Genomic DNA, 26,492 nt, shown 5'->3' with positions numbered 1-26,492 from the left:
AACCGGTGCGGGGACAGTGTCTGGTGGGCAGTTTGACTGGGGCGGTCGCCTCCTAAAGAGTAACGGAGGCGCCCCAAGGTTCCCTCAGAATGGTTGGAAATCATTCGAAGAGTGCAAAGGCATAAGGGAGCTTGACTGCGAGACCTACAAGTCGAGCAGGGACGAAAGTCGGGCTTAGTGATCCGGTGGTACCGCATGGAAGGGCCATCGCTCAACGGATAAAAGCTACCCTGGGGATAACAGGCTTATCTCCCCCAAGAGTCCACATCGACGGGGAGGTTTGGCACCTCGATGTCGGCTCATCGCATCCTGGGGCTGAAGTAGGTCCCAAGGGTTGGGCTGTTCGCCCATTAAAGCGGTACGCGAGCTGGGTTCAGAACGTCGTGAGACAGTTCGGTCCCTATCTGTCGTGGGCGTAGGAAATTTGAGAGGAGCTGTCCTTAGTACGAGAGGACCGGGATGGACATACCGCTGGTGCACCAGTTGTTCCGCCAGGAGCATGGCTGGGTAGCTACGTATGGACGGGATAAGCGCTGAAAGCATCTAAGCGTGAAGCCCCCCTCAAGATGAGATTTCCCAATTAGTAAGACCCCTTGAAGACGACGAGGTAGATAGGTTGGAGGTGGAAGTGCAGCAATGCATGGAGCTGACCAATACTAATCGGTCGAGGGCTTATCCTACAAGCTTCACAACGTGAAGCTCGCATCGAAAGCATCTGCTTTGGTCCGGTGTGAGTTACGGTGAAGCACTAATCGCAAAGTTTGTTTCGTATCTAGTTTTCAAGTGATCAAACACTTGAACCGTTTGGTGGCGATAGCGGAAGGGTTCCACGCGTACCCATCCCGAACACGACCGTTAAGCCTTCCAGCGCCGATGGTACTTGGACCGAAGGGTCCCGGGAGAGTAGGACGTCGCCAAGCGAACAACCGGAGAAACCACTATCGAGCAATCGATAGTGGTTTTTTTGTGCTTCTCTATGAACTGATTTCGTCTATATGGTAACGGGCTTACGATACATTTTGCATTTTAATGAAACTGTTTCCTTTCTCTCATGGATTTCTCATTTATCACCGTTATACTTATTATATTACCTATTCGCAGCAGAAGGAGAGATTACAGATGAAGACATTATTAGCAATAGCAGTAGGAGTTACTATGTTAGTTTCAGTAGGAATACATACAATAAGCGGTGAAGGGCAGATAGAAGCAACTTCATCAAGTAAAGCACAATCTTCTGCTTTGGTTCAGAGCAGCAAAAAAGAGAAGGCTGCTGAAACAACAGATATTAAGGGTTTTCCTGAATATGAGACACTAGCGAAAAACGTCAAATTGGCCAACTATAATCCAAAAGTTCTTGAGGATAATACGAACATGCGGGTGATACTGCTAAAGGATGGCACCGGACATAATCGCTACAAAAGTGTATATATCAAAAAAGAGAGCCGCTTGAAAATCATTGACTATCGCAGTGGTCAAATTTTCAATGACTATATTAAGAAAGATACGAACGCATCATCAGCTACATCTCAGGAGACAAAGTCTTCTATTTCAGACGCCATTGTTAAGCTTCCAGAATACGAAGCATTAGCCTTAAAAGTGAATTTATCCGGTTATAGTGCACAGATTATGGAGGACAATCGAGGTAAAAGAATTGTACTGTTTAAGGATAGTAATGGGCAAAAGAAGTATAAGACCATCTATATAAAGCAGACAGGATTCGTAAAGATCATCAATCTGTAGGTAGTCACCCTCATCCTATTGGAATGGGGGTGATTTTGTTATATGGATAGGTACTATTTTTACACTTCTCCAAATGGTTATCCTTAAAAATAATAAAATTTTAGACATATATTAGTACCAAGTACTAACACTGGATGATATAATGATTGAAAAGATGGAGGTGTGCCTTGTGACTCAGTCCAAATCAAGAATTACCGCTATTGGGACATATGTTCCGGACAAGGTATTAACGAATGCTGATCTAGAAAAGCTTGTTGAGACAAGTGATGAGTGGATTGTACAACGGACCGGCATGAGGGAACGCCGTATTGCGGAACCGGAGCAGTATGTTTCCGAGCTTGCCATTAATGCTGTTAAAGATATGAAGCAACGGTATGGTGTTGAAGTACATGATGTGGATATGATTCTTGTGGCCACTAGCACACCTGAATATTCATTTCCAAGCACAGCCGCTCGTGTACAATCGAAACTGGGTATTAAAAGTACGGGGGCACTCGATCTAAATGCTGCTTGTGCTGGGTTTGTGTATGCGCTCCAGCTAGCAGACGGTTTAGTTACTAGTGGTATGTATCGTAAAGTACTCGTAATTGGATCTGAGACACTATCCAAAATTACAGATTATACGGATCGAACGACTTGTATACTGTTTGGAGATGGAGCTGGTGCCGTCCTAGTTGAAAGAGACGATACTGAATCAGGATTCCTTGCAAATATATCAGGTACCTTCGGTGAGGGTGGAATCCATCTATATAAGACAGCTCTTTCGGAAAAAATGGATGACCAAGAGCTAAAGCCTGGATCTTTGGTTCAGAATGGTCGTGAAATTTATAAGTGGGCTGTTCGAAACGTACCTGTAGGCATGAATATGTTGTTGAAACAGGCGAATATACAGGCAGATGAAGTGAATTGGTTCGCGCCTCATAGCGCTAATCTGCGTATGATTGAAGCAATTTGTGAGCGAGGCCCCATCACCTTAGATCGGACTTTGACAAGTGTAGAATTCAGAGGGAATACATCAGCCGCTTCGATACCTCTTGCACTACAGTTAGCAATCGATGATGGTCGTTTGAAGGCTGGCGATCAAGTGATGTTATATGGATTTGGCGGAGGTATGACATATGCCGGTTCCATCATTAAGTGGTCGATATAATGTAAGGTATAACATAACATAGCAAAAGCCCCTCAAGCAGACAGTTCTGTGTTTTTCTAAGACTAGAACACAGAAACTGTAGGCGTGAGGGGTTTTTGGCATATAGGCCAAGTCCTCTTGTGATTTTTAGGTTACTTGATTAAGAACGACCTTTTCTCATCGAACCCATAATCAAGCTGACGATGAAGACAAGTACTACAGCACCGATCAATGCAGGCACAATGTAGAAGTCTCCGATTTCTGGACCCCAAGATCCAAGAAGCAATCCACCTAGCCACGCACCGATAAAGCCGGCAACAATGTTACCAATGACACCACCTGGAATGTCGCGCCCCATGATGAGACCTGCGATCCATCCAATAATACCACCAACAATTAATGACCAAAGAAAACCCATTCCAATCACCTCTTAATGATTTATTTGCTTGTGCTTTACTATTAACCAAACTAGAAGGTTTTAAACAGATCCATGTTATGAACTCAAATAGTTAAATGTATCCTTTCAGTAAAAATGCGTAGTCCGTGCTATCTGGAACTGAACATGGATATTTTTATATATCGATTGACGAAAATGACTTTCTAGGTATATATTAATATTGAAATTGATTTTCGTTAATGATGTGTATAACTTCAAATTATATGGGAGTGTCTTTATTATGATTAATCCACGTTTGGAATCACTTGGTTTAGGCAAAGGACTTATCGTTTCTTGTCAGGCATTAGAGAATGAACCTCTTCATAGCTCATTTATAATGGGGCGTATGGCAATGGCTGCACTCGAAGGTGGGGCTGTAGGAATACGTGCTAATTCCGCTGAGGATATTAAGGAGATTAAATCCAAGGTTGATCTGCCAGTGATCGGGATTGTGAAGAGAGACTACCCAGATTCGAAGGTGTATATTACACCAACCATGAAAGAGATCGAGGAACTAGTCGAGGCTAAGTCAGATATTATTGCAATGGATGCAACCTCTGATGTTCGTTCAGGTGGACTTGAACTGCCAGAACTCATTCAGCAGATTAAAGAGAAGTACCCTGACCAACTACTGATGGCGGATATTTCTACCGTGGATGAGGCTGTGAAGGCTGAAGAACTAGGATTCGATCTGATCGGTACAACATTGATCGGTTACACGGAACATACAGCAGGACAGAAGATGTATAACGATGATTTTAAACTGCTGAAGGATGTTATTAAAGCCATTAAAACACCGGTAGTTGCAGAAGGAAATGTGCTTACTCCTGAAATGGCGAAACGTTGTCTGGAAGTTGGCGTCTATTGCGTCGTTGTCGGTGGTGCTATCACAAGACCACAACAAATAACGGAGAGATTTGTTAAACATATTCAGTCTTAGTTATTTAAGAATTGACACATAAAAAACGGCTTCGCATTCCTTTATAAGGAGGCGAAGCCGTTTTTATGTCAGTTGTTGTTTTCAAGATCTTTTTTTAAATTTTCGTAAAGTGTCTCGAGTGTATCCTGACGTTTCTGGAAGAGGCTCTTATCATTCAGAAGCAGCATCGATAAAACATCGAGCACGTATATTATAGCCAGTTGGCTATTGATGAACTGGGTATCCCCCATGCGGTGCAGGCTCGGCGTATAAAGAGAAATATCGGAAATATCCGTTAGCGGTGTATGTTTATAGTTCGTGATACTGATCGTTGCTGCCCCATTTCTCTTTCCAATGGTTAGAGCATCGATAATCTCGGTAGTTTGTCCGGAGTTAGACAGTCCAATGATAAGATCATTCTCATTTAACAGGGCTGCACTCATGATCATCATATGAGAATCCGTCATGGCATCTATCGTAATATTCATTCGCATCAGACGATATTTGAATTCAAGAGCGGATAGTCCAGAGCTTCCTAAGCCATACACTTGAACGCGGTTTGCCGTTTTGATCATCTGAACGACCTTCTCGAAATCTTCCTGATGCATCATGTCCGCTGTAGAATTGACGATTTCATTGTATATGTTCTGGACTTGAGTGAAGCTATTGTTATCTCCTGAAGGCTTATCGGCTTCTCTACTCAGACGGATTTTGAAGTCGACAAAGCTGTCACATTGTATCTTTTTGCAGAACCGGGTAATGGTTGAGGTGGACGAATGTGTGTGATCTGCTAGTTCACGAATATTAATATTTTGTATAGAGCTTTTATGCTGGACGATATAGTCTGCAATTTCTTTCTCCTTATGAGAGAGTTTGTGATACTGGAGCTGAAGCTCATCCAAAACACTGGGGTGCATTAACGTTCACCTTCTAATTTTTAATGAAATGATTGTAGTTTATTTATTATAGCGCTTCTTTAACCTTTAGGTAAGCCAGGTAGGGATTTTGAAAAGAAGCTTGGTATTCGTTATGATAAAATGAATCGCTTTGGCGTAAAATCACAAACTGGGAGCTTATTTTGAGGCTTGGCTTAGAATAAAGGAGATGCTTAAAGTATGACTGCAAAATGGACTGAATGTATAACGATAGAATCGGATCAAGTTGATTATAAATCTGTGCTTCGATGGTCTTCCGTGTTAGGCCTCATGCAGCGAGCTGCAGACGGGCATATTGAATCCCTAGGTGTTAGTAGAGAGCAGATGGTCGAGCATGGGATGGGCTGGATGCTCATAACCCTTGAAGTCCATATGTCCTGCTTACCGAGCTATAAGGACAATATAGAGATTACAACGTGGAGCAGAGGCTCTAAAGGAGCACTATGGTATCGTGATTACTGCTTTACTAATGCAGAAGGTAAAGAAATAGGGACAGCAAGTTCCGTATGGGCATTGGTAGATATACATAAACGAAAAATTTTAAGACCTTCAGCATTTCCTTATGAGGTGCCTGTCCATAATGAAATAACAGGTGTACCACTGGATAAGCATGTCATTCCTGAGGGAAGCTTATTGGAAGATGTCTTTTCTCATACTGTTCGCTACAGTGGATTAGACAGCAATGGTCATTTGAATAACGCCAGATATGCTGATTTATGCTGGGATACACTAACTTTAGACGAGTTAGAGCATATTAAAGTCAGAACATTTAAGATTACATATCACCAGGAGGCTAGGCTGCTTGATAAGATGGAACTGAGACGTTCTTCTGGAGAGAATGGTGTTATATACGTGACAGGAGGTTCTCCTGCGGGGACAAACTTTTTTGAGGCGGCAATCGTTATAGAATCATGACATACATAGGTTGCTTATCACAAGACGGGATACAGCCTTACGTGTTGTGGAAGGAGCAGGAGTGAATGTACAAGGTCATGATTGTCGAGGATGATCCTAAACTTGGAGGATTGCTGGAATCGTATATTCTTAGGTATGGGAACGAAGGTGTGCTTGTGAGTGATTTTGAACATGTGCTTGAAAAGTTTCAAGAAATAGAGCCGCATGTTGTCCTACTCGATGTCAACTTACCTAATTTTGATGGATATTATTGGTGCAGGATGATTCGGTCTGTCTCGACATGTCCTATTATTTTTATCTCGGCTAGAAGTGGGACGTTGGATCAGTTAAGGGCTCTTGAGAATGGGGCAGACGATTATATAACCAAACCGTTTCATCACGACATTGTTATCGCGAAGATCCATAGCCAGCTTAGACGGGTATATGGGGATTATGCTTCTGTTTCCGAGGAGCGGAAGGTAGAGAAGGATGGGCTTACACTTTATCCTGAAAGAATGGAGCTTCAGTTAGGCGAACAGACGGTATCTCTGACGAAAAAAGAAACCATACTATTAGAGATTCTACTTGGTCGCAGTCCGCGCCTTGTCAGCAGGGAAACGATTCTCGAGAAGCTGTGGGATGACGCCTTTGTAGATGATAATACGCTTAGTGTTAATATTACCCGCGTTCGTAAACGATTAGGTGAATTAGGGATAGAAGATGCTCTGGAAACCGTGCGTGGTTCGGGATATCGATTAAACTCGGTCTGGAAGCAATGAAGAAGTTATTTTGGCTAGAGCATTTACCGTTAATTATCTTTTCTATAGTTGAACTATTAGTGGTGTTGTTGGTGTTCTGGTTCGATGGGTATGATCATCCGGTCACTGCTGCTTATGCTATATTTCTCGGTCTGTTCATACTTGGTGGTTATTTGCTGTATAGGTACTACAGTCATCGGGGGTTCTACGAGAGGTTATCAGAGCCGATGAGGTCGCTGAATGAATCGATCAAACATAAGGAATTTGCGCCACTTCCAGCCGCATTAAATCAGCTTTTAGAGGAGCAATATCGACAATATCAGAATCAGCTCATGGATTGGGAGCGAAAACAGAAAGAGCATATGACCTTTATGAATCAATGGGTCCATCAGATGAAGACGCCGCTATCCGTCATTGAGATGATTACACAAGAAGATGATAACGAGAGTTATAAGAGCATCTCGGAGGAGGCCGATCGCCTAAGGCGAGGGCTGGATATGGTACTGTACATGTCGAGACTCGATACATTCGAACAAGATTTTAGTGTTGAGCCTGTGTCCTTGCAGAAGCTTGTGAAAGACGTTATTCATGAGAATAAACGTTATTTTATATATAGTCATGTGTATCCTGAAATGCTTGTAGATGAGGATATTGTGGTGCAGACGGATGCGAAATGGCTTCGGTTCATTGTACTGCAGCTGTTATCGAATGCGATTAAATATTCGGCAGGCGGTGGAGAAAAGGTTACGATCACGGCTACCAGAGCAGCGCATGGACGTGAAGTTCGACTGGAGATTCGGGATCGAGGCATAGGGATACCAAAGTCCGATCTTTCGCGGGTATGGAATGCCTTTTATACCGGAGAGAATGGGAGAAAATACAAAGAATCGACAGGAATGGGCTTATATCTGGTCAGAGAAGTTGCTCAGAAGCTGAATCATCGTGTTGAACTGGAGTCTGAACGTGGTAAAGGTACAGTAGTCCGGCTTATATTTAACCCATAGAGAGAGAAACCTATCCTTACGTAAATGGTTGATGAGACCCTGAAATTTACGATAAGGAATGGGTTTCTTTTTTGTTCTATGAGGGAAGAGGCATGAAATCTTACATCGATGTAAGATACGTGAAAGTCTGATCGATAGGAGAAGAAGTTAGGTGTGGCTTACAATGATTGCAGATAGTTAAGTTGATTTTTGAGAAATGAGGTAATGGAAATGGAAATATTATCAGTACGTAATCTGGGTAAAGTGTATAAAGCCGCTGTGTCACACGAAGCGCTTTCTGATATTAATCTTAGTATCAATGAAGGAGAATTCGTTGGAATTATGGGACCATCAGGTAGCGGGAAAACAACGCTGCTTAATCTGATATCCACGATTGACCGCCCGACATCAGGGGAGATTCGGATTGGTGGAGAAGACCCTTTTCAATTATCTCAAGACAAGCTTGCAATGTTCCGGCGCCGCGAGCTGGGGTTTATATTTCAATCGTTTAACCTTCTTAACACGTTAACAGTAAAAGAGAATATTCTGCTACCACTTGCGCTCGATGGTGTTGACCTAAATGAAATGAACACGCGTGTCGGCGTTTTGGCTGAGAAGCTTGGCATTACGTCGATTCTTAACAAGCGGACCTATGAGATCTCTGGAGGACAGGCACAGCGGACGGCTGTGGCTCGGGCTATGATTCATATTCCCAAGCTCATTCTCGCTGATGAGCCTACAGGAAACCTGGATTCGAAAGCGGCACAGGATGTTATGGAGATCATGGAGCGTAGAAATAAAGAGGATAAGGTGACGATGCTCCTTGTTACACATGATCCGGTAGCGGCAAGTTATTGTGACCGGGTTGTGTTCATTAAAGATGGCCAGCTATACAACGAGATAAATTACGGGGAAAGCCGTTCGGCATTTTATCAAAAGATCATCAACGTGTTATCGCTACTGGGAGGTACAGGACATGAATTTTCGCCAGTTCGCGGTTAATAACGTACTTCGTAGCAAGCGTACGTATGTCGCTCATTTTCTGAGCAGCGCCTTCTCTGTAATGATCTTCTTCACGTATGGACTACTCGCATTTCACCCGAATCTGAAAGACGGAATTGTCTCGTCCAGCGGAACACTTAGCGCGCTCGGTACAATGGGGATGACGGTATCCCAGTATATTGTCTTTATATTCTCTTTCTTTTTCCTGCTCTATTCGGTAGGTGCCTTTATTAAAGTGCGTAAGAAAGAATTCGGAATTCTGCTTATTCTGGGGATGTCACGCAAGCAGTTGAACCGGATGTTGTTTATTGAGAATATCTTAATTGGTGTCGCAGCTATCATAACAGGGATCGGGATTGGATTTGTGTTCTCGAAGTTGATTTTATTGATTAGCTCTAAACTTCTGGCTGTTGATAATGGACTTCCATTCTACTTCCCAGGAAAAGCGTTATTGCTTACGGCAGGGTCCTATATGGTGTTATTTCTACTCATTGCGATATTCTCATCTGTCATATTAAGAAAGGGTACACTGATCGATCTGGTAAAAGCAGAGGAGAGTCCGAAGCAGCAGCCTAAAGCATCACCTTGGTTAGCTATCCTTGCAGTCTTGCTTATTCTAGCCGGTTACGGGATGGTCATGATATTTGCGGTGTTACAGATCTTCTCACTGCCACTGTTATTCGGTGGTGTTGTGCTTGTTATTCTCGGGACTTATTTTCTGTTCACGCAGTTTAGTGTATTCTTCATTCGAAAGTTACAAAAAAACCAGAGTTTCTTCTTCCGGAGAACGAATCTTCTTACGATTTCAGAGCTATTGTATCGAATCAAGGATAATGCGGTGATGTTCTTTCTCGTATCCATTATTTCTGCTTCCGCATTTACTGGCATTGGTACGACATTATCGATTGGTGATCCAGGATTATCTGCTATGGAAAACCCTTATGCGTTTACGTACACGAATTACGGAGAAGATCAGAAGGCTACTGAGAAGAGTCGTAACGTGATTAAGCAACATCTCGAACAGGCTGGTTTTGATTATAGGGAGGCCGCGGTTACTTCTGGTTATGATGATAGAGGACTTAAGTTGGTTAAACTCTCTGACTATAACAGTTTACTTCGAGGATTAGGGCGTTCAGAAGAACAACTGTCAGAAGGTGAAGGGATCTTATCACCCGGGACAGTATCGGGCAAGAACAAAAATAAGTTGAACGGTATAGACAACGCTCAGGTTGAGGTCGTAAGTGGAAAGCTACAGCAAAATGTAAAGGTGATTAAAGCAGAGACGTTCATCGCTATACCACTTTCTTATGGGGATACTCTCGTTGTATCTGACGATTTGTTTGATAAGGTGGAGAAGGCGAAGGACGAAGAAGTTATCTACCAGACATACTATACGTTCTCAGTAGCGGATTGGAAAAATACGGGTGAGGTTTCAAAGGCGATACGCGACTCGCTTGACCATGTTGAAACAGATGATTACGGATATTATTTTGAATCTCTTTATTTTTCATGGAAAAGCGCTCAGCAACAAAACGGAATTCTGCTCATGGTAAGTGGACTGATTGGAGTCGTGTTCTTTACCTTTGCAGCTAGCTTTATTTACTTCCGTCTTTACTCTGATCTATCGAGGGATGAACAGCAGTACCGAATGATTGCCAAGGTTGGCTTAAGTCGTCGTGAACTGAGTAAGGTTGTTACAAGGCAACTTCTCATCATGTTCTTCCTTCCGATGCTCATAGCGGTCATTCATAGCGGAGTTGCATTCCTAGCACTGCAACAGTTAGTGGATTTCTCCATCCTGTCGCATACAGTTAAGATCTTTATCTTCTTCCTGACGGTGCAGATCATTTACTTCTTCGTGACACGTTGGCGTTATCTAAACCGACTATACCAGACCATTGAGTAGATTATTACAATCGTTCAGACAAACTAAAAAGCACATCAACGTCCTCATCGTTGATGTGCTTTTCTCTATAGAATTACTTATAGTTTTTGATGATTTCCAGGAAGAGCTGAATGGCATCTGGGAACACATCTTCATCAATATCAAACTTAGGATGATGATGAGGGTACATGCTCTTCTCTCCGCTCATACCAACATAGATGAACGCACCCGGCTTTTCTTGTAAATAATAGGAAAAATCTTCAGAGCCCATGATTGGCTCAACTAACTCGAACACATCTTCGCCGAATGTGCTTCGAATGACGGATTCAGCAAATGCGAATTGTTTAGGGTCATTAACGAGTGGAGGTGTTCCAACGATAAAGTCTACGTTGGCTGTTGCCCCAAAGGCGCTGCATATGCCCTTTGAAATCTGTACAATTTGCTGCTGGATCGTCTGAACAGCACCGGGTGATAAAGTTCTAATCGTACCGATTAACTTGGCTGAATCCGGGATGATGTTATAGGTCGTACCGGATTCAATTCTTCCAATGGAAACGACGCTGGCATCCATCGGATTAAGTTTACGGCTAACGATGCTGTTTAAGCCTTGAATCACATGCGAAGCTACATAAATAGGATCAATAGTCTCGTGAGGCATGGAACCATGTCCGCCATACCCTTGAATCGTAATTTCAAAGTCATCCACCGAGGCCATCGTAGGCCCAGGTCTTAAACCGATTTTACCCTTGTCCATTCCTTGCCAGAGGTGGATACCAAAGATTGCATCTACATGATCTAGAACACCTTGCTTAATGAGTTGATCGGCTCCGCTAGGGGAAATTTCTTCGGCAGATTGGAAGATGAGCACGATATTAGGCTCAATCTCCTGTGTATGCTGGGAGATCCATTCGGCGACTGCTAATAAAATAGCGGTATGACCATCATGTCCACACATATGAGCTACGCCTGGTTTTTGTGAGATATAAGGCTTGTCGCCTTCTTCTGTAATAGGAAGTGCATCAATGTCAGCACGTAAGGCTAATGTTTTATCGCCTTTCGTACCTTTGACATACCCAACAACACTTGGAGATTTGAAGTCAAGAATTTCTATATGAAGAGCTTCTAGGCGATTACGAATGAACTGACATGTTTCATACTCTTCGCCGGAAAGCTCTGGGTGCATGTGAAGATGACGACGATCTTGAATTGCTTGTTTAACTAGTTGTTCATTAACCAATGTCATTAACTCCTTTTCCTTAAAACGGACCATATTGAATCAGTTGAGCAATAATCAGTGCAACAATCGCTATAATAAACTGAATGATGAAGAACGGAAGGAACCATTTAACCCATTTTCCATAAGAGATTCCACCGACTGCAAGAGCTGCGATGATATTACCTGTTGGAAAGAGTGCTTTTGAAATCCCATCTCCAAACTGATAAGCAAGTACTGCGGTTTGTCTCGTAACGCCAATCATATCGGACAGGGGTGCCATAAGCGGCATTGTTAAGGCAGCTTGTCCGCTTCCAGATGGAACGAAGAAGTTCAGAATTAACTGTAGGAAGAACATACCGACAGCTGACAATGTACCTGGTACATTACCTAACAGATTAGAAGCGTGATAGAGTAGTGTATCCATTAAACCGGCTGAATTGAAAATGACCAGAATAGCTTGGGCAAATCCGATAATCATGGCACCGCCAAGCAAATCCTTGGCTCCAGCAATGAAGTTGTCGGCGATACTTGATGGAGATAATTTTCCGAGAACCCCCATAATGATAGCGAACAGGAAGAACAGCCCGGCAATTTCGGTAATGTACCAGCCATATTTCGTAACCCCAAAGATGAGTACGATATAGCTAACGAGGAAAGCGATCAGAACAAGTTTATGACTTCTTGTCATTTTTTGATCTGGATTAGCTCCTGCTTTTACTTCGCCTCGCTTAAATTTGCCGTAGATCCCGATGGACGGGTCCTTCTTTACTTTGGAAGCATAGCGGTATACATAAGTAGCTGCTGCTATATACATCACAATAAAAATAACGATTCGGAAGCCCATTCCCGAGAAGGTTGGTAATTCTGCAATTCCTTGGGCAATCCCTACGGTAAATGGATTCATGACCGCGGAAGTAAAACCTATGGATGCACCGATGGTTACCATTGCAAAGCCGGTCATCGCATCAAACCCTAATGCAATGGTGAGCGGAACTAGAATGGCAATATACACAATAATTTCATCGGACATTCCCATTAATGATCCAGCCACAGCGAAAAATAACATTAGAATGGGAATCAGAAGCTTCTCGCGGTTAGCCATCTTACGTGAAATCATCGCGATGAATGCATCAAGTGCACCCGTTGCGGCAAATACGCCAAAGGTTCCTCCAATAATCAATACGAAGAAAATCGTGCTTGCCCCGTTCACCATACCTGTGTGAACACTGCTGAAAATATCTAATAACCCTAAAGGTTCCGTGTCAACATACTGGAATGAATCTGCCTGAATAACGCTTCTTCCGTCTACTTCTGTTCGATCGAATTGACCTGCAGGAACAATGTAGGTTAGAATGGCGGATAGAATGATAAGACAAAAAATTAATACAAAGACATTAAAATTCTTTGGTTTTTTCTCTAGTTGATCTTCTAAGCTGCTCATTTTCAAACTCCTTATGCACATTTTATAATGTAATTTATATAATGATATTTATATATTGTTTGCTCTATGATATGATTTTAAGGCCTTATAATAATACAATCGATTATATTTTTATACAATGGATAATTGTTACATCTGATGCATGGCTTCCACCTTAATGACTAGGGGGAAGCCTATTTTTTGTGGATAAAAGATCGGGAGGTTATAATAACTGTACAGAGGAAGGGGAGGGCTATGAAAGCATTAGTATTAGCGGAGAAGCCATCGGTTGCAAGAGAGATTGCACGAGTTATGGAGAGCCGCGAGAAACATAAGAATTATTTTGAAGGACCAAAATATGTTGTTACATGGGCACTGGGACACTTGGTGGGACTAGCTGAGCCTGAGGATTATGATCATAAATTTCAGACATGGGCATTAGAGGATCTGCCGATCCTCCCGGACAAGATGAAGCTGAAGGTGCTGCGGGAGACGAGCCATCAATTTAAAACGGTGCAGGCGCTACTAAGACGTAAGGATATCGGAGAGATGATTGTAGCAACCGATGCGGCACGTGAAGGAGAACTGCTTGCTCGCTGGATACTGAATATGGCGAAATGGAATAAGCCGTTTAAACGATTATGGATTTCATCGCAAACAGATAAGGCAATAAAGGAAGGATTTGCTTCATTAAAGCCAGGCAGTCAATTCGATCGTCTCTATGAATCAGCTCGCTGCCGGGCCGAGGCGGACTGGATGGTGGGGCTTAATGTGACACGCGCCTTAACCTGCAAGTTCAATGCTCAGCTGTCAGCAGGACGTGTTCAGACGCCAACCTTAGGTATGATTATGGAGCGGGAGAAAGAGATCACAGGCTTTCGGTCGCAGGAGTACGATACAATTAGCGTGGATTTGGGTCAATTCGAGGCTTCATGGCGTGCATCTGGCGGAGATGGTCGTTTGTTTGACAAAGCCCAGTCGGAGAAGCTGAAGCAGAAGATCGATGGACGCACAGGAACAATTACAAGTGTGAAGAAAAGCGAGAAATCCGAGCCACACCCGCTGGCGTACGATTTGACTGAACTCCAGCGGGATGCGAACCGTCGTTTTGGCTTCTCGGCGAAGCAGACGTCAAACGTACTACAGAAATTATATGAGCAACATAAACTGGTCACTTATCCGCGTACAGATAGCCGCTATCTGACATCTGACATGGTATCAACTTTAAAAGAAAGGCTGGAGAGTGTCGCTGTTGGGCCGTATGCAACACTGGCTCGTCCTCTACTTCGTAAGAGTCTTTCACCAGGTAAACGGATTGTGGATGACAGCAAGGTTACAGATCACCATGCGATCATTCCGACCGAAGAGACGGTCTTGTTGAATAAACTGAGTAGTGATGAGCGAAAACTGTACGATCTAATCGTGCGCCGATTTATCAGTTTATTCTACCCGCCAGCTAGATATGATGCTGTATCGGTAACGGTCCAGATCGAAGGGGAGACCTTTAGTGCGAAAGGGACCACTGTTAAAGATAGCGGTTGGCGTGAGGTATACGGTGGGGATTATGACGATGAAGGAGAAGATGAGAGTTCGGAGACGAGTGGTACCGAGCCATCAGGAAAGTTACTTCCAGCGTTGTCTGAAGGTGAGAAGGTTACTGTTCGTCGCTGTATCGTAAAACCAGGCCGGACTCAGCCTCCAAAACGTTATAACGAGGCTGCTCTCTTATCCCAGATGGAGAAGCATGGTCTTGGGACACCTGCTACACGAGCTGATATTATCGAGAAGCTTGTTAGCTCAGATACGATCGAGCGTCAAGGTTCATCCCTGCATCCCACGGGAAAAGGGAAGCAGCTCATCGAGCTCGTAGCTCCGGCATTAAGAACTCCAGAACTCACGGCTAAATGGGAAGCAGAATTAGAGCGAATCGCTAAGGGACAAGGGAAGGCAGACCCATTCTTACGCGGTATTCGTGATATGACGAAAGAGCTGGTCTCTGGGGTCAAAGGCAGTAATGCAGAATACAAGCCTCATAACGTCTCAAATAGTCATTGCCCAGACTGTGGTACGAGATTACTTGAGAAGAAAACGAAGCGTGGTAAGTTTCTTGTATGTCCAAGTGAAGATTGCGGATACAAGCGTTCCGGTGAGAAAAGACTTTCGAATCGTCGCTGCCCGCAGTGTCACAAGAAGATGGAGATGAAAGAAGGCAAGGTTGGTGCGTACGTTCAGTGTTTGGGTTGCGGAATCACTGAAACGCTGAACAAGGACAGCAAGCATGTTAACAAGCGAGAAGAACGCAAGCTTGTCCAGAAATACAGTAAGCAGGAATCCATCGGGTCTAATCTAGGTGACCTGCTTAAAGCTGCATTAGAAAAGAGCAAATCAGAATAGTACAAGGAAGTGCTAAGCATAACCTGTCGTGGAATGGTTCATTCTACGAACAGGAGGTGATATGTCGTGCCACATCACAAGGCAAGAAAAACGGAGAATCAGCAGAACAAATCAAGCATTTTGGAAGAGAGCCAGACACTCAAGCCGAAAAAGGCTCACGATTATGTTCCGAGTCTGAATGGAATTCCAAAACAGGAATCTTAAAGTTGCTTTAAAAAAGGTTATTGGACATACTGCCTGCGGAAAATGCTACATGGATAAGGAACACAGCTTATCACTCATCCGCAGGCTTTTTATTGCTTTTTGTCAACAGAGTGTCATTGAATTCATGAATTTGTAGTTCTATAATAAAGGTAGAAGCTATGATACCTACCAAAATCGAAAGATTTGACGGGGGATTGGAGGTGCGGACAAACATTGAGAACCGCGCTGGGTGTCTGGTTTGTTTTTATTAATGCCGTGGCCTACTTGGTCATGTCCGATGACAAGCGGCGAGCACGTCTTGGCAGGGAACGTATTCCTGAGAAGACACTGTTCTTATTAGCAGCTGTCGGCGGTGCTTTTGGTGTATGGGTTGCCATGTACCGTAAAAGGCATAAGACAAGGCATCTATCGTTTAAGATTGGAGTGCCATTATTGTTATTTCTCAATGCTGTATTGTACGGGTACTTGTGGAAATGACCTCCGATCTACATAACTTCTGAACTTGGAATGCAAGCTATGAATCGTTTCAATTTACGTCTAACGGGTTTAATGAAGAGCAGTTCATTCTTAACACACAGAGAAAGAGGTGGCCTGTATGCTATTCACCAAAATTTTGCTGGCTTATGACGGTTCTAAAGCTTCGAACAAAGCTCTTGGCCGAGCCGTTGAACTGGTTAAAGTAACGCCAGGGGCTACACTAGACATCGTGCATGCTTTTGAATTTCCTCGCTTCTTCGTTGGAGAAGGTATTGCTCCAATTCCGGCTTCAGTTAATAAGGAAATTTATGACCTAGCTGAGCAAACAACAGAAGAACTTAGAGAACGTATGGCTAATGCACAAGTGAATGGTAAGGTTGAAATGATTCAGGGACCTCCTGCGGAAGTCATTCTGGAATATGCGAAACAAAATGAAATGGATCTAATCATTATCGGTAGCCGTGGTTTAGGCGGTATTCGAGAGTTCGTTCTGGGCAGTGTCAGCCATAATGTGGTGCAGCATGCCAAGATTCCAGTCCTTGTTATTAAATAATAAATTAACCTCATTAAAGGGATGCTTATGGGCATCCCTTTTGTTATATATTCAAATATCAAAAAAACGAACAATATTTTTTGAGTATATTAGAATGTTCGTGTTTAGGTTGACATGAGGTGTCAGGGATTGATAAACTGAACTTGTTAAGGATCAATTCAACTGATGAAATGTAAATTTAGTAAATTAAATATGTCTCGTATAAAGCTGGGGATATGGCCCAGAAGTTTCTACCCGGGAACCTTAAATTTTCGGACTACGAGGGAATACGGCACTGCTATATAGAAGCAAATTTATTTGGTTTCTAGCTGGCCAAGGTGTGGAGTTTCTTGTATCTCTGTATTGTCTTCATGACATGGTGATATAGAAGCGGTATTCCCCCGAGAGGTCCGGTGTCCCGCAGATGTAGTACAGGGAAATCGGATTTTTTAATGTGATGAAAAAGATTCGAAAACATGCGAAGAAAGCAGGTGGAGTGATGGCGGTGCAAGTTGCAGTCATTATGGGAAGTCAGTCCGATTGGGATACCATGTCTCATGCGTGCCAGGTGTTGGATGAGCTGGAGATCGCTTATGAGAAAAAGGTTATCTCAGCACATCGGACGCCAGATCTGATGTTCAAGTTCGCAGAAGAAGCGGTGGGACGCGGACTACGCGTTATTATTGCAGGCGCTGGGGGAGCAGCTCATCTTCCTGGAATGGTCGCCTCCAAAACGGTATTACCCGTTATTGGTGTACCTGTTCAATCAAAAGCACTGAATGGACTTGATTCCCTGCTCTCCATCGTTCAGATGCCAGGTGGTATTCCAGTTGCTACTGTGGCGATTGGCAAGGCGGGTGCTACGAATGCGGGGCTGCTTGCCGCCCAGATTCTTGGTGCTTCAGATGAGAGTATCCGTGCAAGGGTTCAGGAGCGAAGAGACCGAACACGCGATGAGGTGCTGAAAGGCAGTGACAATCTATGAAAGAGCAACTGAGTCAGCGTAGTCAGACAAGCGGCGAGCGTTTAGCTCCGGGATCGGTTATCGGTGTGCTCGGCGGCGGACAATTAGGCCGTATGATGGCGCTTGATGGAACACGGATGGGGTACAAGTTCATCACACTTGATCCGCAGCCTGATTGTCCACTTGGACAAATATCAGAGCAGATTATCGCAGCTTACGATAATGCTGAAGCGGCGGGACAACTTGCAGCGAAATCCGACGTCATTACGTATGAATTCGAGAATGTGGATGCTGGTGTTGCAGCGCTGCTTGAAGAGCGGTCTTACGTTCCACAAGGAAGTAAATTGCTCTATACAACGCAGCATCGCCTCCGTGAGAAGGCAGCAATTGAAGCGGCAGGTGTTCCTGTAGCTCCATATCGTGAGATCACAAGCCTCGAAAGCTTACATGAAGCTGTAGCTGAGCTTAGCTTACCCTGTGTGCTTAAGACCGCAACCGGTGGCTACGATGGAAAAGGGCAGGCGGTTCTTCGGCAAGAGGAGCAGCTTGAAGCTGCTTACACTGAGCTGGCTGCCACGGGTGCAGAGCTTGTACTCGAGAAATTCATCACCTTCACAAGTGAGATTTCGGTTATTGCAGCACGTACGCCGAATGGTGAAGTGAAGAGCTTCCCGCCTGCGGAAAATATTCATGTGAACAATATTTTGCATCTGTCCATCGTTCCGGCACGTATACCAACTGAAGTTCAGCGCAAAGCCTGTCAGCTGGCTGAGAAGGTTGCAGAAGGTTTAAATGCGGTTGGACTGCTTGCGGTAGAGATGTTCCTCACGGCTGATGGTTCACTTTATGTGAATGAGGTTGCACCAAGGCCGCATAATTCGGGGCACTACACCATGGAAGCATGCACGACCTCGCAATTCGAACAGCATGTGAGAGCAATATGCAATTTACCACTAGGTGATACTACACTGCTCACGCCTGTGGTGATGGTGAACGTGTTAGGGCAACATCTTGATGAGGTGATTAGCAGATCTATAGTAGAGGATCAGGCAGCAATTTCACTTGGGATTGTGCCTAAGCTTCATCTATATGGCAAAAGCGACAGTAAGCATAACCGCAAAATGGGTCACATCAACTTACTCTGCGGAGATGTAGAGGACGCGCTCGAATGGGTAAAGCAAACTAATATATGGAGGCATTAAATATATGATCGAACGTTACAGCAGACCGGAAATGCGGGCTATCTGGACCGAGGAGAATAAATTCAGAGCATGGCTTGAGGTTGAGTTATGTGCATGTGAAGCATGGGCTGAACTGGGTGTTATTCCTAAAGAAGATACCGTTGAGCTTCGCAAGAATGCGACCTTTGATATCGAGAGAATCTATGAAATCGAGCAAGAGACGCGCCATGACGTTATTGCATTCACCCGTGCGGTATCTGAAAGCCTTGGCGCGGAACGCAAATGGGTACATTACGGCCTGACTTCCACAGACGTAGTAGATACAGCTACAGGTTATCTGCTGAAGCAGGCGAATGAGATTTTGGAGCAGGATATTCTTCGGTTTATTGGCATTCTGAGAGAAAAAGCACTTGCTTATAAGCATACGCCGATGATGGGTCGTACGCATGGTGTACATGCAGAGCCAACAACGTTTGGATTGAAAATGGCACTGTGGCACGAAGAGATGATTCGCAATCTGGAGCGCTTCCGTCATGCGGCTGATGGCGTACAGTACGGTAAAATCTCCGGTGCTGTAGGCACATATGCCAACATTGACCCTTCGGTAGAGCAGTTCGTCTGCGAGAAGCTTGGTACAAAGGCTGCTCCAATCTCGACACAAACACTGCAGCGTGACCGTCATGCTGAATACATGGCTACACTGGCACTCATCGCAACTTCCCTTGATAAATTTGCTACGGAAGTGCGCGCACTTCAGAAGAGTGAAGTTCGTGAAGTGGAAGAAGCTTTTGCAAAAGGTCAAAAGGGTTCCTCTGCAATGCCGCATAAACGTAATCCAATTGGTTCAGAGAATATTTCCGGTCTTGCGCGCGTCATTCGCGGCCATATGGTTTCGGCATATGAGAACGTGTCACTCTGGCACGAACGTGATATTTCCCACTCCTCTGTGGAACGTGTCATTCTGCCGGATGCAACGATGCTTCTGAACTACATGCTGAACCGCTTCGGTAATATCGTGAAGAACTTGACGGTATTCCCAGAGAATATGAAGCGCAACATGGCACGGACCTTCGGTGTTCCATTCTCCGGCCGTGTGATGACGAAGCTGATCGACAAAGGCTTCAGCCGCGAGCAGGCGTACGATACGGTACAGCCGAGAGCGATGCAGGCATGGGAAGAACAACGTCAATTCCGTGAGATTATTGAGGCAACACCGGAAATCACGGAAGTGCTGAGCCGTGAAGAGATCGAAGATGCATTTAATCCAAGCTGGCATCTGAAGCATGTAGATACGATTTTTGCGAAATTGGGCTTGAACGAATAGTAGAGCAGTCGTTCCTTTAACTGCCAAGATAACGGCCGCTATCAAGCGGCCCCCGCTTAAAAGGGAGTGAGATGACATGGCATTACCTGCGCTTTCTACGGCTGTCGATTTAATTGATGCACCTTTGTTGTACAAGGGTAAAGTTCGTGAGCTTTATGATCTGGGTGAGCACATGCTGATTGTGGTTACTGACCGAATCTCAGCGTTCGACTATGTGCTAGACCCACCGGTTCCCGCTAAAGGAACGGTGCTGAACAAGCTTAGTACTTTCTGGTTTGGACTGACTGAACAGTTGATCAACAATCATGTTGTTCATACAGATGTGGAGTTGCTTGGCTCTATCGTTAAGAACAAAGAACAGCTAGAGGGCCGAATTATGGTGGCTCGTAAGGCAGAACGCATCGATATTGAATGTGTAGTCAGAGGATACATCACTGGTGGTGGATGGCGTCAATACCAAGCTACCGGTGAAGTGAATGGCATTAAGCTTCCTGAGGGAATGCGTAAGAATGAAGCCTTTCCAGAGCCGATCTTCACACCTGCGGCTAAGAATGATGTGGGTCATGATGAAGATATCTCCATGGAGCGCATGAAAGAACTCGTTGGCGATGACCTTGCGCTAGAACTTCAAGAGAAAAGTCTGATGCTATACCGATTCGCGCGTGATTACTGCGCGGAGCGAGGAATTATTTTGGCGGATTGTAAATTCGAATTTGGTCTAATTGATGGAAAAGTCATCTTGATCGATGAGATTTTCACTCCGGACTCTTCTCGTTTCTGGGATAAGGCGAATTATGCGCTGGATATTGAGATTGATAGCATGGATAAGGAGCCTGTTCGTACGTACTTGGCTTCATCCGACTGGGATAAGAACAGTAAACCTGATCCGCTCCCTGAGTCCGTTGTTGAAGAAACAACGAACCGTTATACCGATATTTTCCGCCGGATTACGGCGTCTTAGGTTCACAAGGCAATCATAAGTAAGCAATTATTCATATACGATACCGAGGAGGAACAGGAAACGATGTTGAAAGCAAAGGTCTATGTCACCATCAAGCAAAGCGTTTTGGATCCACAAGGGGTAGCAGTACAAGGGGCACTTCATTCCGTAGGATTCAAGGAAGTGGAAAGCCTTCGTATCGGAAAGTATATGGAGTTAGAGCTGGATACAGATAACCGCAAGGAAGCGGAAGAGCGTCTGCAGCAAATGTGTGAAAAGCTTCTGGCTAATACGGTAGTTGAAGATTACCGTTATGAATTGGAGGGCTAACCATGAGATTTGCAGTACTTGTCTTCCCAGGTTCTAACTGTGATATTGACTGTTATAAAGCAGTTGAGGCCATGGGAGAATCCGTGGATTATGTATGGCATACAGAAACAGATCTGTCGCCTTATGATTGCATCTTGGTACCTGGAGGCTTCTCCTATGGAGATTACCTTCGGTGCGGTGCGATTTCCCGGTTCGCCCCGGTCATGAACGAAGTGGCCAAAGCGGCGGAAGAAGGAAAATTCATTCTTGGAATTTGTAACGGATTTCAGATTTTGACGGAAGCAGGGCTTTTGCCAGGTGCTCTTCGTCGTAACGAATCTATGAAATTCCGCTGTCATGATAGTGTACTTAAGGTCGTTAATCAGGAAACACCGTTTACAGGTAGTTATTCGGAAGGACAAGAGATTGTTATTCCTATCGCTCACGGTGAAGGTAACTATTATTGTGATGAAGCTACACTACAACAGCTCCGGGACAACCGGCAAATCGTATTTACTTATAAGGATAATCCGAATGGATCGGTTGCAGATATTGCAGGGATTTGTAACGAGCGTGGCAATGTGCTTGGCATGATGCCTCACCCGGAACGTGCGATGAGCAGCCTGCTCGGATCGGAAGACGGAAAGGCAATGTTTACATCCATCATTCAGACATGGAGGGATCGTCATGACGCAGCAACAAGTGTCCGCTAAAGAACCAACCGCAGAGCAGGTTGCGGAGTTTAAGTTATATGAACAAATGGGAGTATCGGACAGCGAATACGATCTGATCTGTTCGTTTATGGGACGTAAACCTAACTATACGGAAATCGGTGTATTTAGTGTTATGTGGTCCGAGCACTGTGCATACAAGAATTCGAAGCCTTTGCTTCGTAAGTTCCCGACAAGTGGTCCACGCGTTTTGATGGGACCTGGTGAGGGAGCGGGTATCGTAGATATCGGTGACAATCAAGCAGTCGTGTTCAAAATCGAGAGCCACAACCACCCATCAGCGGTTGAGCCTTATCAAGGTGCAGCGACGGGTGTAGGCGGCATTATTCGTGATATTTTCTCCATGGGTGCAAGACCGGTAGCGCTTCTGAACTCGCTTCGCTTCGGCAGACTTGAGAGCGATCGTGTTAAATATTTGTTCGAGCATGTGGTTTCGGGTATTGCTGGCTATGGTAACTGCATCGGAATTCCTACCGTTGGTGGAGAGGTTGTCTTCGACGAAAGTTATGAAGGTAACCCACTTGTTAACGCTATGTGCGTAGGTATTATCGATCATGATAAAATCCAGCGCGGTGTTGCAAAAGGTGTAGGTAACCCCGTGTATTACGTTGGTCCTCCAACGGGCCGAGATGGTATTCACGGTGCAACCTTTGCTTCCGTTGAGTTGACCGAAGAATCTGAGGCGAAACGTACCGCAGTTCAGGTTGGCGATCCGTTCATGGAGAAGCTGGTAATGGAATCTTGTCTGGAGCTTATTGATACCGGCATCGTGCTCGGGATTCAGGATATGGGTGCGGCAGGATTGACATGTTCTAGTGCTGAGATGGCAAGTAAAGCTGGTAATGGACTGGAGTTGTATCTGGATCAGGTTCCACAACGTGAAGAAGGCATGACTCCGTATGAAATGATGCTGTCTGAATCCCAAGAGCGTATGTTATTCGTCGTTGAGCCGAAGGATGAGGCGCAGGCGCTTGAGATTTTTGAACGTTGGGGCGTCATTTGTGCGAAGGTCGGTAAGGTAACAGATGACGGAAGATTGAAGCTGATTCATCACGGTGAAGTCGTTGGTGATATGCCAGTTAAAGCACTGGTAGACGAGTGCCCTGTATATAACAAACCTTCAGCTGTACCTGCTTATTATGAAGCTCAAGCTGCTGTGGATACACTTCGTTATGATGAAGTGAAGGATCTTGGCGGTGCCTTGAAGCAAATTCTTGGTTCTCCAAGCCTTGCAAGTAAAGCTTGGGTGTACAATCAATATGATTATATGGTTCGTACCAGTACGGCGGTTCGTCCAGGTTCTGATGCTGCGGTAGTGACGGTAGACGGCACACGCAAAGGACTTGCGATGACAACGGACTGTAATGGACGTTATGTATATCTAGATCCAGAGCTTGGAGGCAAAATTGCCGTTAGTGAAGCAGCGCGTAACATTGTCTGCTCCGGTGCTGAGCCACTTGCGATTACGGATAACTTGAACTTCGGTAGCCCGGAGAAACCAGAGATTTTCTGGCAGATGGAACGTGCGGTAGACGGAATGGCAGAAGCTTGCCATCAGCTGAACACACCAGTTATCGGCGGTAATGTCAGTCTGTACAATGAAAATGCGAAGGGTGCAATTTACCCAACTCCAGTTGTAGGTATGGTCGGTCTAATTCATGATACAGATCATATTACAACGCAAGGCTTCAAATCCGAAGGCGATGCAATCTACCTGCTTGGTGAAACGTTCGCAGAGCTTGGCGGTAGTGAATTCCAGGCGATCTTGCATGGTGTTTCTGAAGGTCGTCCTCCAGAGCTGAATCTGACTACAGAGAAAAAATTGCTCGATGGCGTACTTACTGCCATTCAGTCTGGATTTGTTAGCTCTGCTCATGATGTATCTGAGGGTGGACTTGCTGCAGCGTTGGCTGAAAGCTGCATTAGCGGAAGTGTAGGTGCTGAAGTTAATCTGAGCACAGAGCTTAGAAATGACATTGCACTCTTCAGCGAAAGCCAATCCCGTATTATTCTTTCCGTATCCCCTGGCAAACAGGCTGATCTGGAGCAGCTTCTGAAGGAAGCAAATATTCCGTTCGCTGCGATTGGCCATGTTGGCGGAGATCAATTAAGCATCAACATTAACGGTACTTCCGCTGTGAAAGAACCGGTGGAGGCTTTGAAGTCCGTCTGGGAGGATGCCATTCCATGCCGAATGAATTAATACCGGAAGGATTATGGACTGGTGATTACTATAATGAAGGAACAGGACAGAGCGATATCTTTGATACGCTCAAAGAGGAATGCGGCGTATTCGGGGTGTTTGGACACCCTGATGCCGCTTCACTGTCCTACTATGGGCTACACGCACTGCAGCACCGGGGCGAGGAGAGCGCAGGAATCTGTGTGGCAGATGGTCGTGAGTTCAACTATCACCGGGGTATGGGACTCGTTAAGGAAGTATTCGACAAGGATGTTCTAGAGTCTTTGAACGGAGATATGTCTATTGGGCATGTTCGTTACTCTACCAGTGGAGATAGTCGCCTGTCTAATGCGCAGCCGCTGATCTTTAAATACCGTGAAGGTAATCTGGCCATTGCAACAAACGGCAATATCGTTAATGAGCCACAGTTACGTCGCGAGCTGGAGAACGCGGGTTCAATCTTCCAGACGACGAGTGATACGGAAGTGATCGCCCACCTGATTGCGCGCTCGCCGAAGGATTTTGTCGAGGCGGCTAAGGATGCACTTCAGCGCCTAGTAGGCGGATTCGCATTCCTAATTATGACGAATGACAAGCTGCTTGTTGCTTCCGACCCGAATGGGCTGAGACCCATAACCATGGGCCGTCTGGGTGAGGCATATGTCTTCGCTTCTGAAACATGTGCCATGGAAGTGATTGGGGCAGAAGCAGTCCGTGATATTGCGCCAGGTGAATTACTTGTCTTGGATGTGAATGGTTCCGGACTACAAGAAGATCGTTACACAGAAGCAGGTCAAAAAGCACTGTGTGCGATGGAATATATCTACTTCTCTCGTCCGGACAGTGATCTGAACGGCTCGAATCTGCACTCCGCACGTAAACGTATGGGCAGTCGGATGGCGCTTGAATCGTTTGTGGATGCGGATGTGGTAACAGGCGTTCCGGATTCCAGTATTTCCGCTGCGATTGGATATGCAGAGCAGACGGGTATTCCTTATGAGCTTGGACTTATTAAGAATAAATATACGGGCCGGACATTTATTCAACCTAGCCAAGAGCTGCGCGAGCAAGGCGTTAAGATGAAACTAAGCGCCGTTCGTCGTGTTGTCGAAGGCAAACGTGTCGTGATGATTGACGACTCCATCGTTCGGGGAACGACATCCCGGCGGATTGTGAATCTACTGCGAGAAGCGGGAGCTGCAGAAGTGCATGTTCGGATTACTTCTCCACCGTTCAAGAATCCTTGCTTCTATGGAATTGATACACCGAATCGTCAGGAGCTTATCGCTTCTGAGAAGAGTGTGGAGGAAATTTGCAGGGAAATTAACGCAGATTCACTCTCGTTCCTCAGTCCCGAAGGCCTGATTGCATCCATCGGCGGTTATGATGAGAAAAGCCCGAAGGGCGGTTTGTGTCTGGCTTGCTTTGACAATGATTATCCGACACAGATCGACTTTCAGGGTGAGGAAAAAATGGGGTGCAGCTGTTAATGAAGCGTACGAGTAAGAGTTTTAGCGAAGGCGATATATTTATGATTCCCATGCAGGATGGACGATTTGCAGTATGCCAGGTGGTATGCGCGCTGAAAGGCCGTTACAAAAAGGCTTTTTCGTTCGGTGTCATTCGCTTCGAGCTGAATGATACAGTGAATGTGGAGGATGGAGCCTTTCTCAGCTACTCTTACGGAAATCGGCAAAGAAGCGTGATTTTCACCTCTCCTGTAAATCTCCGAAATGGAATGTGGAAGCTCGTAGGGAATATTCCCTTGACTCCCGACAAGGAAGAAGAGAAGGTATTCCAGTGCGCCGGGCATTTGTACCGTGGAGACGAGTACATTCGTAACCTTAGCCAGGATGAGTATGGTAAGTTCAATACGCTCGGCGTAGCTGGTTATGAGTTGGTGCAGATTCATCTGTTGGAGATGAAGCAATGACAGC

Annotated in this window: 25 protein-coding genes, 2 rRNA genes and 1 riboswitch; of the genes, 23 read left to right on the top strand and 4 right to left on the bottom strand. The window is 45.0% G+C overall.

All coding sequences use genetic code 11. The annotated features are described in order from the left end of the window. The 4 genes from AC3WJJ_RS23550 to AC3WJJ_RS23535 all read left to right on the top strand — a co-directional run. Positions 1 to 680: ribosomal RNA gene (locus tag AC3WJJ_RS23550) — 23S ribosomal RNA — on the top strand; the annotation flags it as partial. Positions 681 to 803: 123 nt separating this feature from the next. Continuing rightward, positions 804 to 920, top strand: a 5S ribosomal RNA gene (gene rrf, locus AC3WJJ_RS23545). Positions 921 to 1,119: 199 nt separating this feature from the next. Continuing rightward, positions 1,120 to 1,740: a hypothetical protein gene (locus AC3WJJ_RS23540; protein WP_492544348.1), complete on the top strand. Its 621-nt coding sequence runs from the start codon at positions 1,120 to 1,122 to the stop codon at positions 1,738 to 1,740. Between the two features lie 169 nt (positions 1,741 to 1,909). Continuing rightward, positions 1,910 to 2,890 (top strand): ketoacyl-ACP synthase III, encoded by a 981-nt coding sequence (locus AC3WJJ_RS23535; RefSeq protein ID WP_492544346.1) that lies wholly within the window; start codon positions 1,910 to 1,912, stop codon positions 2,888 to 2,890. 139 nt (positions 2,891 to 3,029) lie between these two features. Here the strand turns inward: AC3WJJ_RS23535 and AC3WJJ_RS23530 are convergent, their stop codons facing one another. Continuing rightward, on the bottom strand, positions 3,030 to 3,287 hold the full coding sequence (locus AC3WJJ_RS23530) for a GlsB/YeaQ/YmgE family stress response membrane protein (protein ID WP_422659751.1): 258 nt from the start codon (positions 3,285 to 3,287) through the stop codon (positions 3,030 to 3,032). A gap of 259 nt (positions 3,288 to 3,546) precedes the next feature. Between AC3WJJ_RS23530 and AC3WJJ_RS23525 the strand changes: the two genes are divergently transcribed. Continuing rightward, a complete protein-coding gene (locus tag AC3WJJ_RS23525; protein WP_492544344.1) occupies positions 3,547 to 4,245 on the top strand; it encodes an N-acetylmannosamine-6-phosphate 2-epimerase in 699 nt (232 codons plus the stop codon). A gap of 68 nt (positions 4,246 to 4,313) precedes the next feature. Here AC3WJJ_RS23525 and AC3WJJ_RS23520 read toward each other — a convergent pair whose 3' ends face one another. Further along, complete coding sequence (locus AC3WJJ_RS23520) at positions 4,314 to 5,141, bottom strand: MurR/RpiR family transcriptional regulator (protein ID WP_492544342.1); 828 nt, start codon at positions 5,139 to 5,141, stop codon at positions 4,314 to 4,316. 198 nt (positions 5,142 to 5,339) lie between these two features. Between AC3WJJ_RS23520 and AC3WJJ_RS23515 the strand changes: the two genes are divergently transcribed. The 5 genes from AC3WJJ_RS23515 (at position 5,340) to AC3WJJ_RS23495 (ending at position 10,702) form a co-directional block, all read left to right on the top strand. Beyond that, positions 5,340 to 6,074, top strand: coding sequence for an acyl-[acyl-carrier-protein] thioesterase (locus AC3WJJ_RS23515; RefSeq protein WP_492544339.1), 735 nt, complete (start codon positions 5,340 to 5,342; stop codon positions 6,072 to 6,074). A 65-nt stretch (positions 6,075 to 6,139) separates the two neighbouring features. Then, a complete protein-coding gene (locus AC3WJJ_RS23510; RefSeq protein WP_492544337.1) occupies positions 6,140 to 6,832 on the top strand; it encodes a response regulator transcription factor in 693 nt (230 codons plus the stop codon). Next, positions 6,829 to 7,815, top strand: coding sequence for a sensor histidine kinase (locus AC3WJJ_RS23505; protein WP_492544335.1), 987 nt, complete (start codon positions 6,829 to 6,831; stop codon positions 7,813 to 7,815). Before AC3WJJ_RS23510 ends, AC3WJJ_RS23505 begins: the two co-directional genes overlap by 4 nt. A gap of 210 nt (positions 7,816 to 8,025) precedes the next feature. Further along, positions 8,026 to 8,796, top strand: coding sequence for an ABC transporter ATP-binding protein (locus AC3WJJ_RS23500; RefSeq protein ID WP_492544333.1), 771 nt, complete (start codon positions 8,026 to 8,028; stop codon positions 8,794 to 8,796). Continuing rightward, positions 8,771 to 10,702 carry an ABC transporter permease gene (locus AC3WJJ_RS23495; RefSeq protein ID WP_492544331.1) on the top strand — a complete coding sequence of 644 codons (1,932 nt, stop codon included), beginning with the start codon at positions 8,771 to 8,773 and terminating at the stop codon, positions 10,700 to 10,702. The genes AC3WJJ_RS23500 and AC3WJJ_RS23495 overlap by 26 nt, the downstream gene beginning before the upstream one ends. Positions 10,703 to 10,775: 73 nt before the next feature. Here the strand turns inward: AC3WJJ_RS23495 and AC3WJJ_RS23490 are convergent, their stop codons facing one another. Beyond that, a complete protein-coding gene (locus tag AC3WJJ_RS23490; protein ID WP_492544329.1) occupies positions 10,776 to 11,924 on the bottom strand; it encodes a M20 metallopeptidase family protein in 1,149 nt (382 codons plus the stop codon). Between the two features lie 13 nt (positions 11,925 to 11,937). After that, on the bottom strand, positions 11,938 to 13,338 hold the full coding sequence (locus AC3WJJ_RS23485; protein ID WP_492544327.1) for a YfcC family protein: 1,401 nt from the start codon (positions 13,336 to 13,338) through the stop codon (positions 11,938 to 11,940). Between the two features lie 234 nt (positions 13,339 to 13,572). Here AC3WJJ_RS23485 and AC3WJJ_RS23480 point away from each other — a divergent pair, with 234 nt between their 5' ends. The 13 genes from AC3WJJ_RS23480 (at position 13,573) to AC3WJJ_RS23420 (ending at position 26,488) form a co-directional block, all read left to right on the top strand. Further along, on the top strand, positions 13,573 to 15,711 hold the full coding sequence (locus tag AC3WJJ_RS23480; protein ID WP_492544325.1) for a DNA topoisomerase III: 2,139 nt from the start codon (positions 13,573 to 13,575) through the stop codon (positions 15,709 to 15,711). Between the two features lie 66 nt (positions 15,712 to 15,777). After that, positions 15,778 to 15,915 carry a hypothetical protein gene (locus AC3WJJ_RS23475; RefSeq protein WP_422659762.1) on the top strand — a complete coding sequence of 46 codons (138 nt, stop codon included), beginning with the start codon at positions 15,778 to 15,780 and terminating at the stop codon, positions 15,913 to 15,915. A gap of 213 nt (positions 15,916 to 16,128) precedes the next feature. Beyond that, the gene (locus tag AC3WJJ_RS23470; protein ID WP_492544323.1) at positions 16,129 to 16,392 is read left to right on the top strand and encodes a DUF1294 domain-containing protein; all 264 of its coding nucleotides are present in this window, start codon (positions 16,129 to 16,131) and stop codon (positions 16,390 to 16,392) included. Between the two features lie 118 nt (positions 16,393 to 16,510). Then, positions 16,511 to 16,945, top strand: a complete 435-nt coding sequence (locus AC3WJJ_RS23465; RefSeq protein ID WP_422659764.1) for a universal stress protein — start codon at positions 16,511 to 16,513, stop codon at positions 16,943 to 16,945. 177 nt (positions 16,946 to 17,122) lie between these two features. Then, positions 17,123 to 17,224, top strand: a riboswitch (purine riboswitch). A gap of 199 nt (positions 17,225 to 17,423) precedes the next feature. Next, complete coding sequence (purE, locus tag AC3WJJ_RS23460; protein WP_492544357.1) at positions 17,424 to 17,909, top strand: 5-(carboxyamino)imidazole ribonucleotide mutase; 486 nt, start codon at positions 17,424 to 17,426, stop codon at positions 17,907 to 17,909. Next, complete coding sequence (purK, locus tag AC3WJJ_RS23455; RefSeq protein ID WP_492544321.1) at positions 17,906 to 19,090, top strand: 5-(carboxyamino)imidazole ribonucleotide synthase; 1,185 nt, start codon at positions 17,906 to 17,908, stop codon at positions 19,088 to 19,090. The genes purE and purK overlap by 4 nt, the downstream gene beginning before the upstream one ends. Positions 19,091 to 19,094: 4 nt before the next feature. Next, entirely contained in the window at positions 19,095 to 20,393 is a 1,299-nt protein-coding gene (gene purB, locus AC3WJJ_RS23450; RefSeq protein WP_422659766.1) for an adenylosuccinate lyase, read from the top strand. Positions 20,394 to 20,469: 76 nt separating this feature from the next. Further along, the gene (locus tag AC3WJJ_RS23445; RefSeq protein ID WP_492544318.1) at positions 20,470 to 21,354 is read left to right on the top strand and encodes a phosphoribosylaminoimidazolesuccinocarboxamide synthase; all 885 of its coding nucleotides are present in this window, start codon (positions 20,470 to 20,472) and stop codon (positions 21,352 to 21,354) included. 63 nt (positions 21,355 to 21,417) lie between these two features. Further along, on the top strand, positions 21,418 to 21,663 hold the full coding sequence (gene purS, locus AC3WJJ_RS23440; protein WP_379242693.1) for a phosphoribosylformylglycinamidine synthase subunit PurS: 246 nt from the start codon (positions 21,418 to 21,420) through the stop codon (positions 21,661 to 21,663). A 2-nt stretch (positions 21,664 to 21,665) separates the two neighbouring features. Continuing rightward, positions 21,666 to 22,355: a phosphoribosylformylglycinamidine synthase subunit PurQ gene (gene purQ, locus AC3WJJ_RS23435; protein ID WP_492544316.1), complete on the top strand. Its 690-nt coding sequence runs from the start codon at positions 21,666 to 21,668 to the stop codon at positions 22,353 to 22,355. After that, a complete protein-coding gene (purL, locus tag AC3WJJ_RS23430) occupies positions 22,330 to 24,576 on the top strand; it encodes a phosphoribosylformylglycinamidine synthase subunit PurL (RefSeq protein ID WP_492544314.1) in 2,247 nt (748 codons plus the stop codon). The genes purQ and purL overlap by 26 nt, the downstream gene beginning before the upstream one ends. Continuing rightward, positions 24,561 to 26,045 (top strand): amidophosphoribosyltransferase, encoded by a 1,485-nt coding sequence (gene purF, locus AC3WJJ_RS23425; RefSeq protein ID WP_492544312.1) that lies wholly within the window; start codon positions 24,561 to 24,563, stop codon positions 26,043 to 26,045. Before purL ends, purF begins: the two co-directional genes overlap by 16 nt. Further along, the gene (locus AC3WJJ_RS23420; RefSeq protein WP_492544310.1) at positions 26,045 to 26,488 is read left to right on the top strand and encodes an immunity 26/phosphotriesterase HocA family protein; all 444 of its coding nucleotides are present in this window, start codon (positions 26,045 to 26,047) and stop codon (positions 26,486 to 26,488) included. Before purF ends, AC3WJJ_RS23420 begins: the two co-directional genes overlap by 1 nt. Positions 26,489 to 26,492: the final 4 nt, after the last annotated feature.

The organism is Paenibacillus sp. FW507-14B1B, from assembly GCF_058781425.1.
The sequence above is the reverse complement of the archived record's forward strand: the minus strand, read 5'-3'. Positions and strand labels throughout refer to the sequence as shown.

What these genes read in the sequence shown, in the direction of transcription:
- AC3WJJ_RS23540 (WP_492544348.1), top strand. Translation starts at nt 1,120, where the DNA reads ATGAAGACATTATTAGCAATAGCAGTAGGAGTTACTATGTTAGTTTCA.
- AC3WJJ_RS23530 (WP_422659751.1), bottom strand. Translation starts at nt 3,287, where the DNA reads ATGGGTTTTCTTTGGTCATTAATTGTTGGTGGTATTATTGGATGGATC.
- AC3WJJ_RS23525 (WP_492544344.1), top strand. Translation starts at nt 3,547, where the DNA reads ATGATTAATCCACGTTTGGAATCACTTGGTTTAGGCAAAGGACTTATC.
- AC3WJJ_RS23520 (WP_492544342.1), bottom strand. Translation starts at nt 5,141, where the DNA reads ATGCACCCCAGTGTTTTGGATGAGCTTCAGCTCCAGTATCACAAACTC.
- AC3WJJ_RS23515 (WP_492544339.1), top strand. Translation starts at nt 5,340, where the DNA reads ATGACTGCAAAATGGACTGAATGTATAACGATAGAATCGGATCAAGTT.
- AC3WJJ_RS23510 (WP_492544337.1), top strand. Translation starts at nt 6,140, where the DNA reads ATGTACAAGGTCATGATTGTCGAGGATGATCCTAAACTTGGAGGATTG.
- AC3WJJ_RS23505 (WP_492544335.1), top strand. Translation starts at nt 6,829, where the DNA reads ATGAAGAAGTTATTTTGGCTAGAGCATTTACCGTTAATTATCTTTTCT.
- AC3WJJ_RS23500 (WP_492544333.1), top strand. Translation starts at nt 8,026, where the DNA reads ATGGAAATATTATCAGTACGTAATCTGGGTAAAGTGTATAAAGCCGCT.
- AC3WJJ_RS23495 (WP_492544331.1), top strand. Translation starts at nt 8,771, where the DNA reads ATGAATTTTCGCCAGTTCGCGGTTAATAACGTACTTCGTAGCAAGCGT.
- AC3WJJ_RS23490 (WP_492544329.1), bottom strand. Translation starts at nt 11,924, where the DNA reads ATGACATTGGTTAATGAACAACTAGTTAAACAAGCAATTCAAGATCGT.
- AC3WJJ_RS23485 (WP_492544327.1), bottom strand. Translation starts at nt 13,338, where the DNA reads ATGAGCAGCTTAGAAGATCAACTAGAGAAAAAACCAAAGAATTTTAAT.
- AC3WJJ_RS23480 (WP_492544325.1), top strand. Translation starts at nt 13,573, where the DNA reads ATGAAAGCATTAGTATTAGCGGAGAAGCCATCGGTTGCAAGAGAGATT.
- AC3WJJ_RS23465 (WP_422659764.1), top strand. Translation starts at nt 16,511, where the DNA reads ATGCTATTCACCAAAATTTTGCTGGCTTATGACGGTTCTAAAGCTTCG.
- purE (WP_492544357.1), top strand. Translation starts at nt 17,424, where the DNA reads ATGGCGGTGCAAGTTGCAGTCATTATGGGAAGTCAGTCCGATTGGGAT.
- purK (WP_492544321.1), top strand. Translation starts at nt 17,906, where the DNA reads ATGAAAGAGCAACTGAGTCAGCGTAGTCAGACAAGCGGCGAGCGTTTA.
- purB (WP_422659766.1), top strand. Translation starts at nt 19,095, where the DNA reads ATGATCGAACGTTACAGCAGACCGGAAATGCGGGCTATCTGGACCGAG.
- AC3WJJ_RS23445 (WP_492544318.1), top strand. Translation starts at nt 20,470, where the DNA reads ATGGCATTACCTGCGCTTTCTACGGCTGTCGATTTAATTGATGCACCT.
- purS (WP_379242693.1), top strand. Translation starts at nt 21,418, where the DNA reads ATGTTGAAAGCAAAGGTCTATGTCACCATCAAGCAAAGCGTTTTGGAT.
- purQ (WP_492544316.1), top strand. Translation starts at nt 21,666, where the DNA reads ATGAGATTTGCAGTACTTGTCTTCCCAGGTTCTAACTGTGATATTGAC.
- purL (WP_492544314.1), top strand. Translation starts at nt 22,330, where the DNA reads ATGACGCAGCAACAAGTGTCCGCTAAAGAACCAACCGCAGAGCAGGTT.
- purF (WP_492544312.1), top strand. Translation starts at nt 24,561, where the DNA reads ATGCCGAATGAATTAATACCGGAAGGATTATGGACTGGTGATTACTAT.
- AC3WJJ_RS23420 (WP_492544310.1), top strand. Translation starts at nt 26,045, where the DNA reads ATGAAGCGTACGAGTAAGAGTTTTAGCGAAGGCGATATATTTATGATT.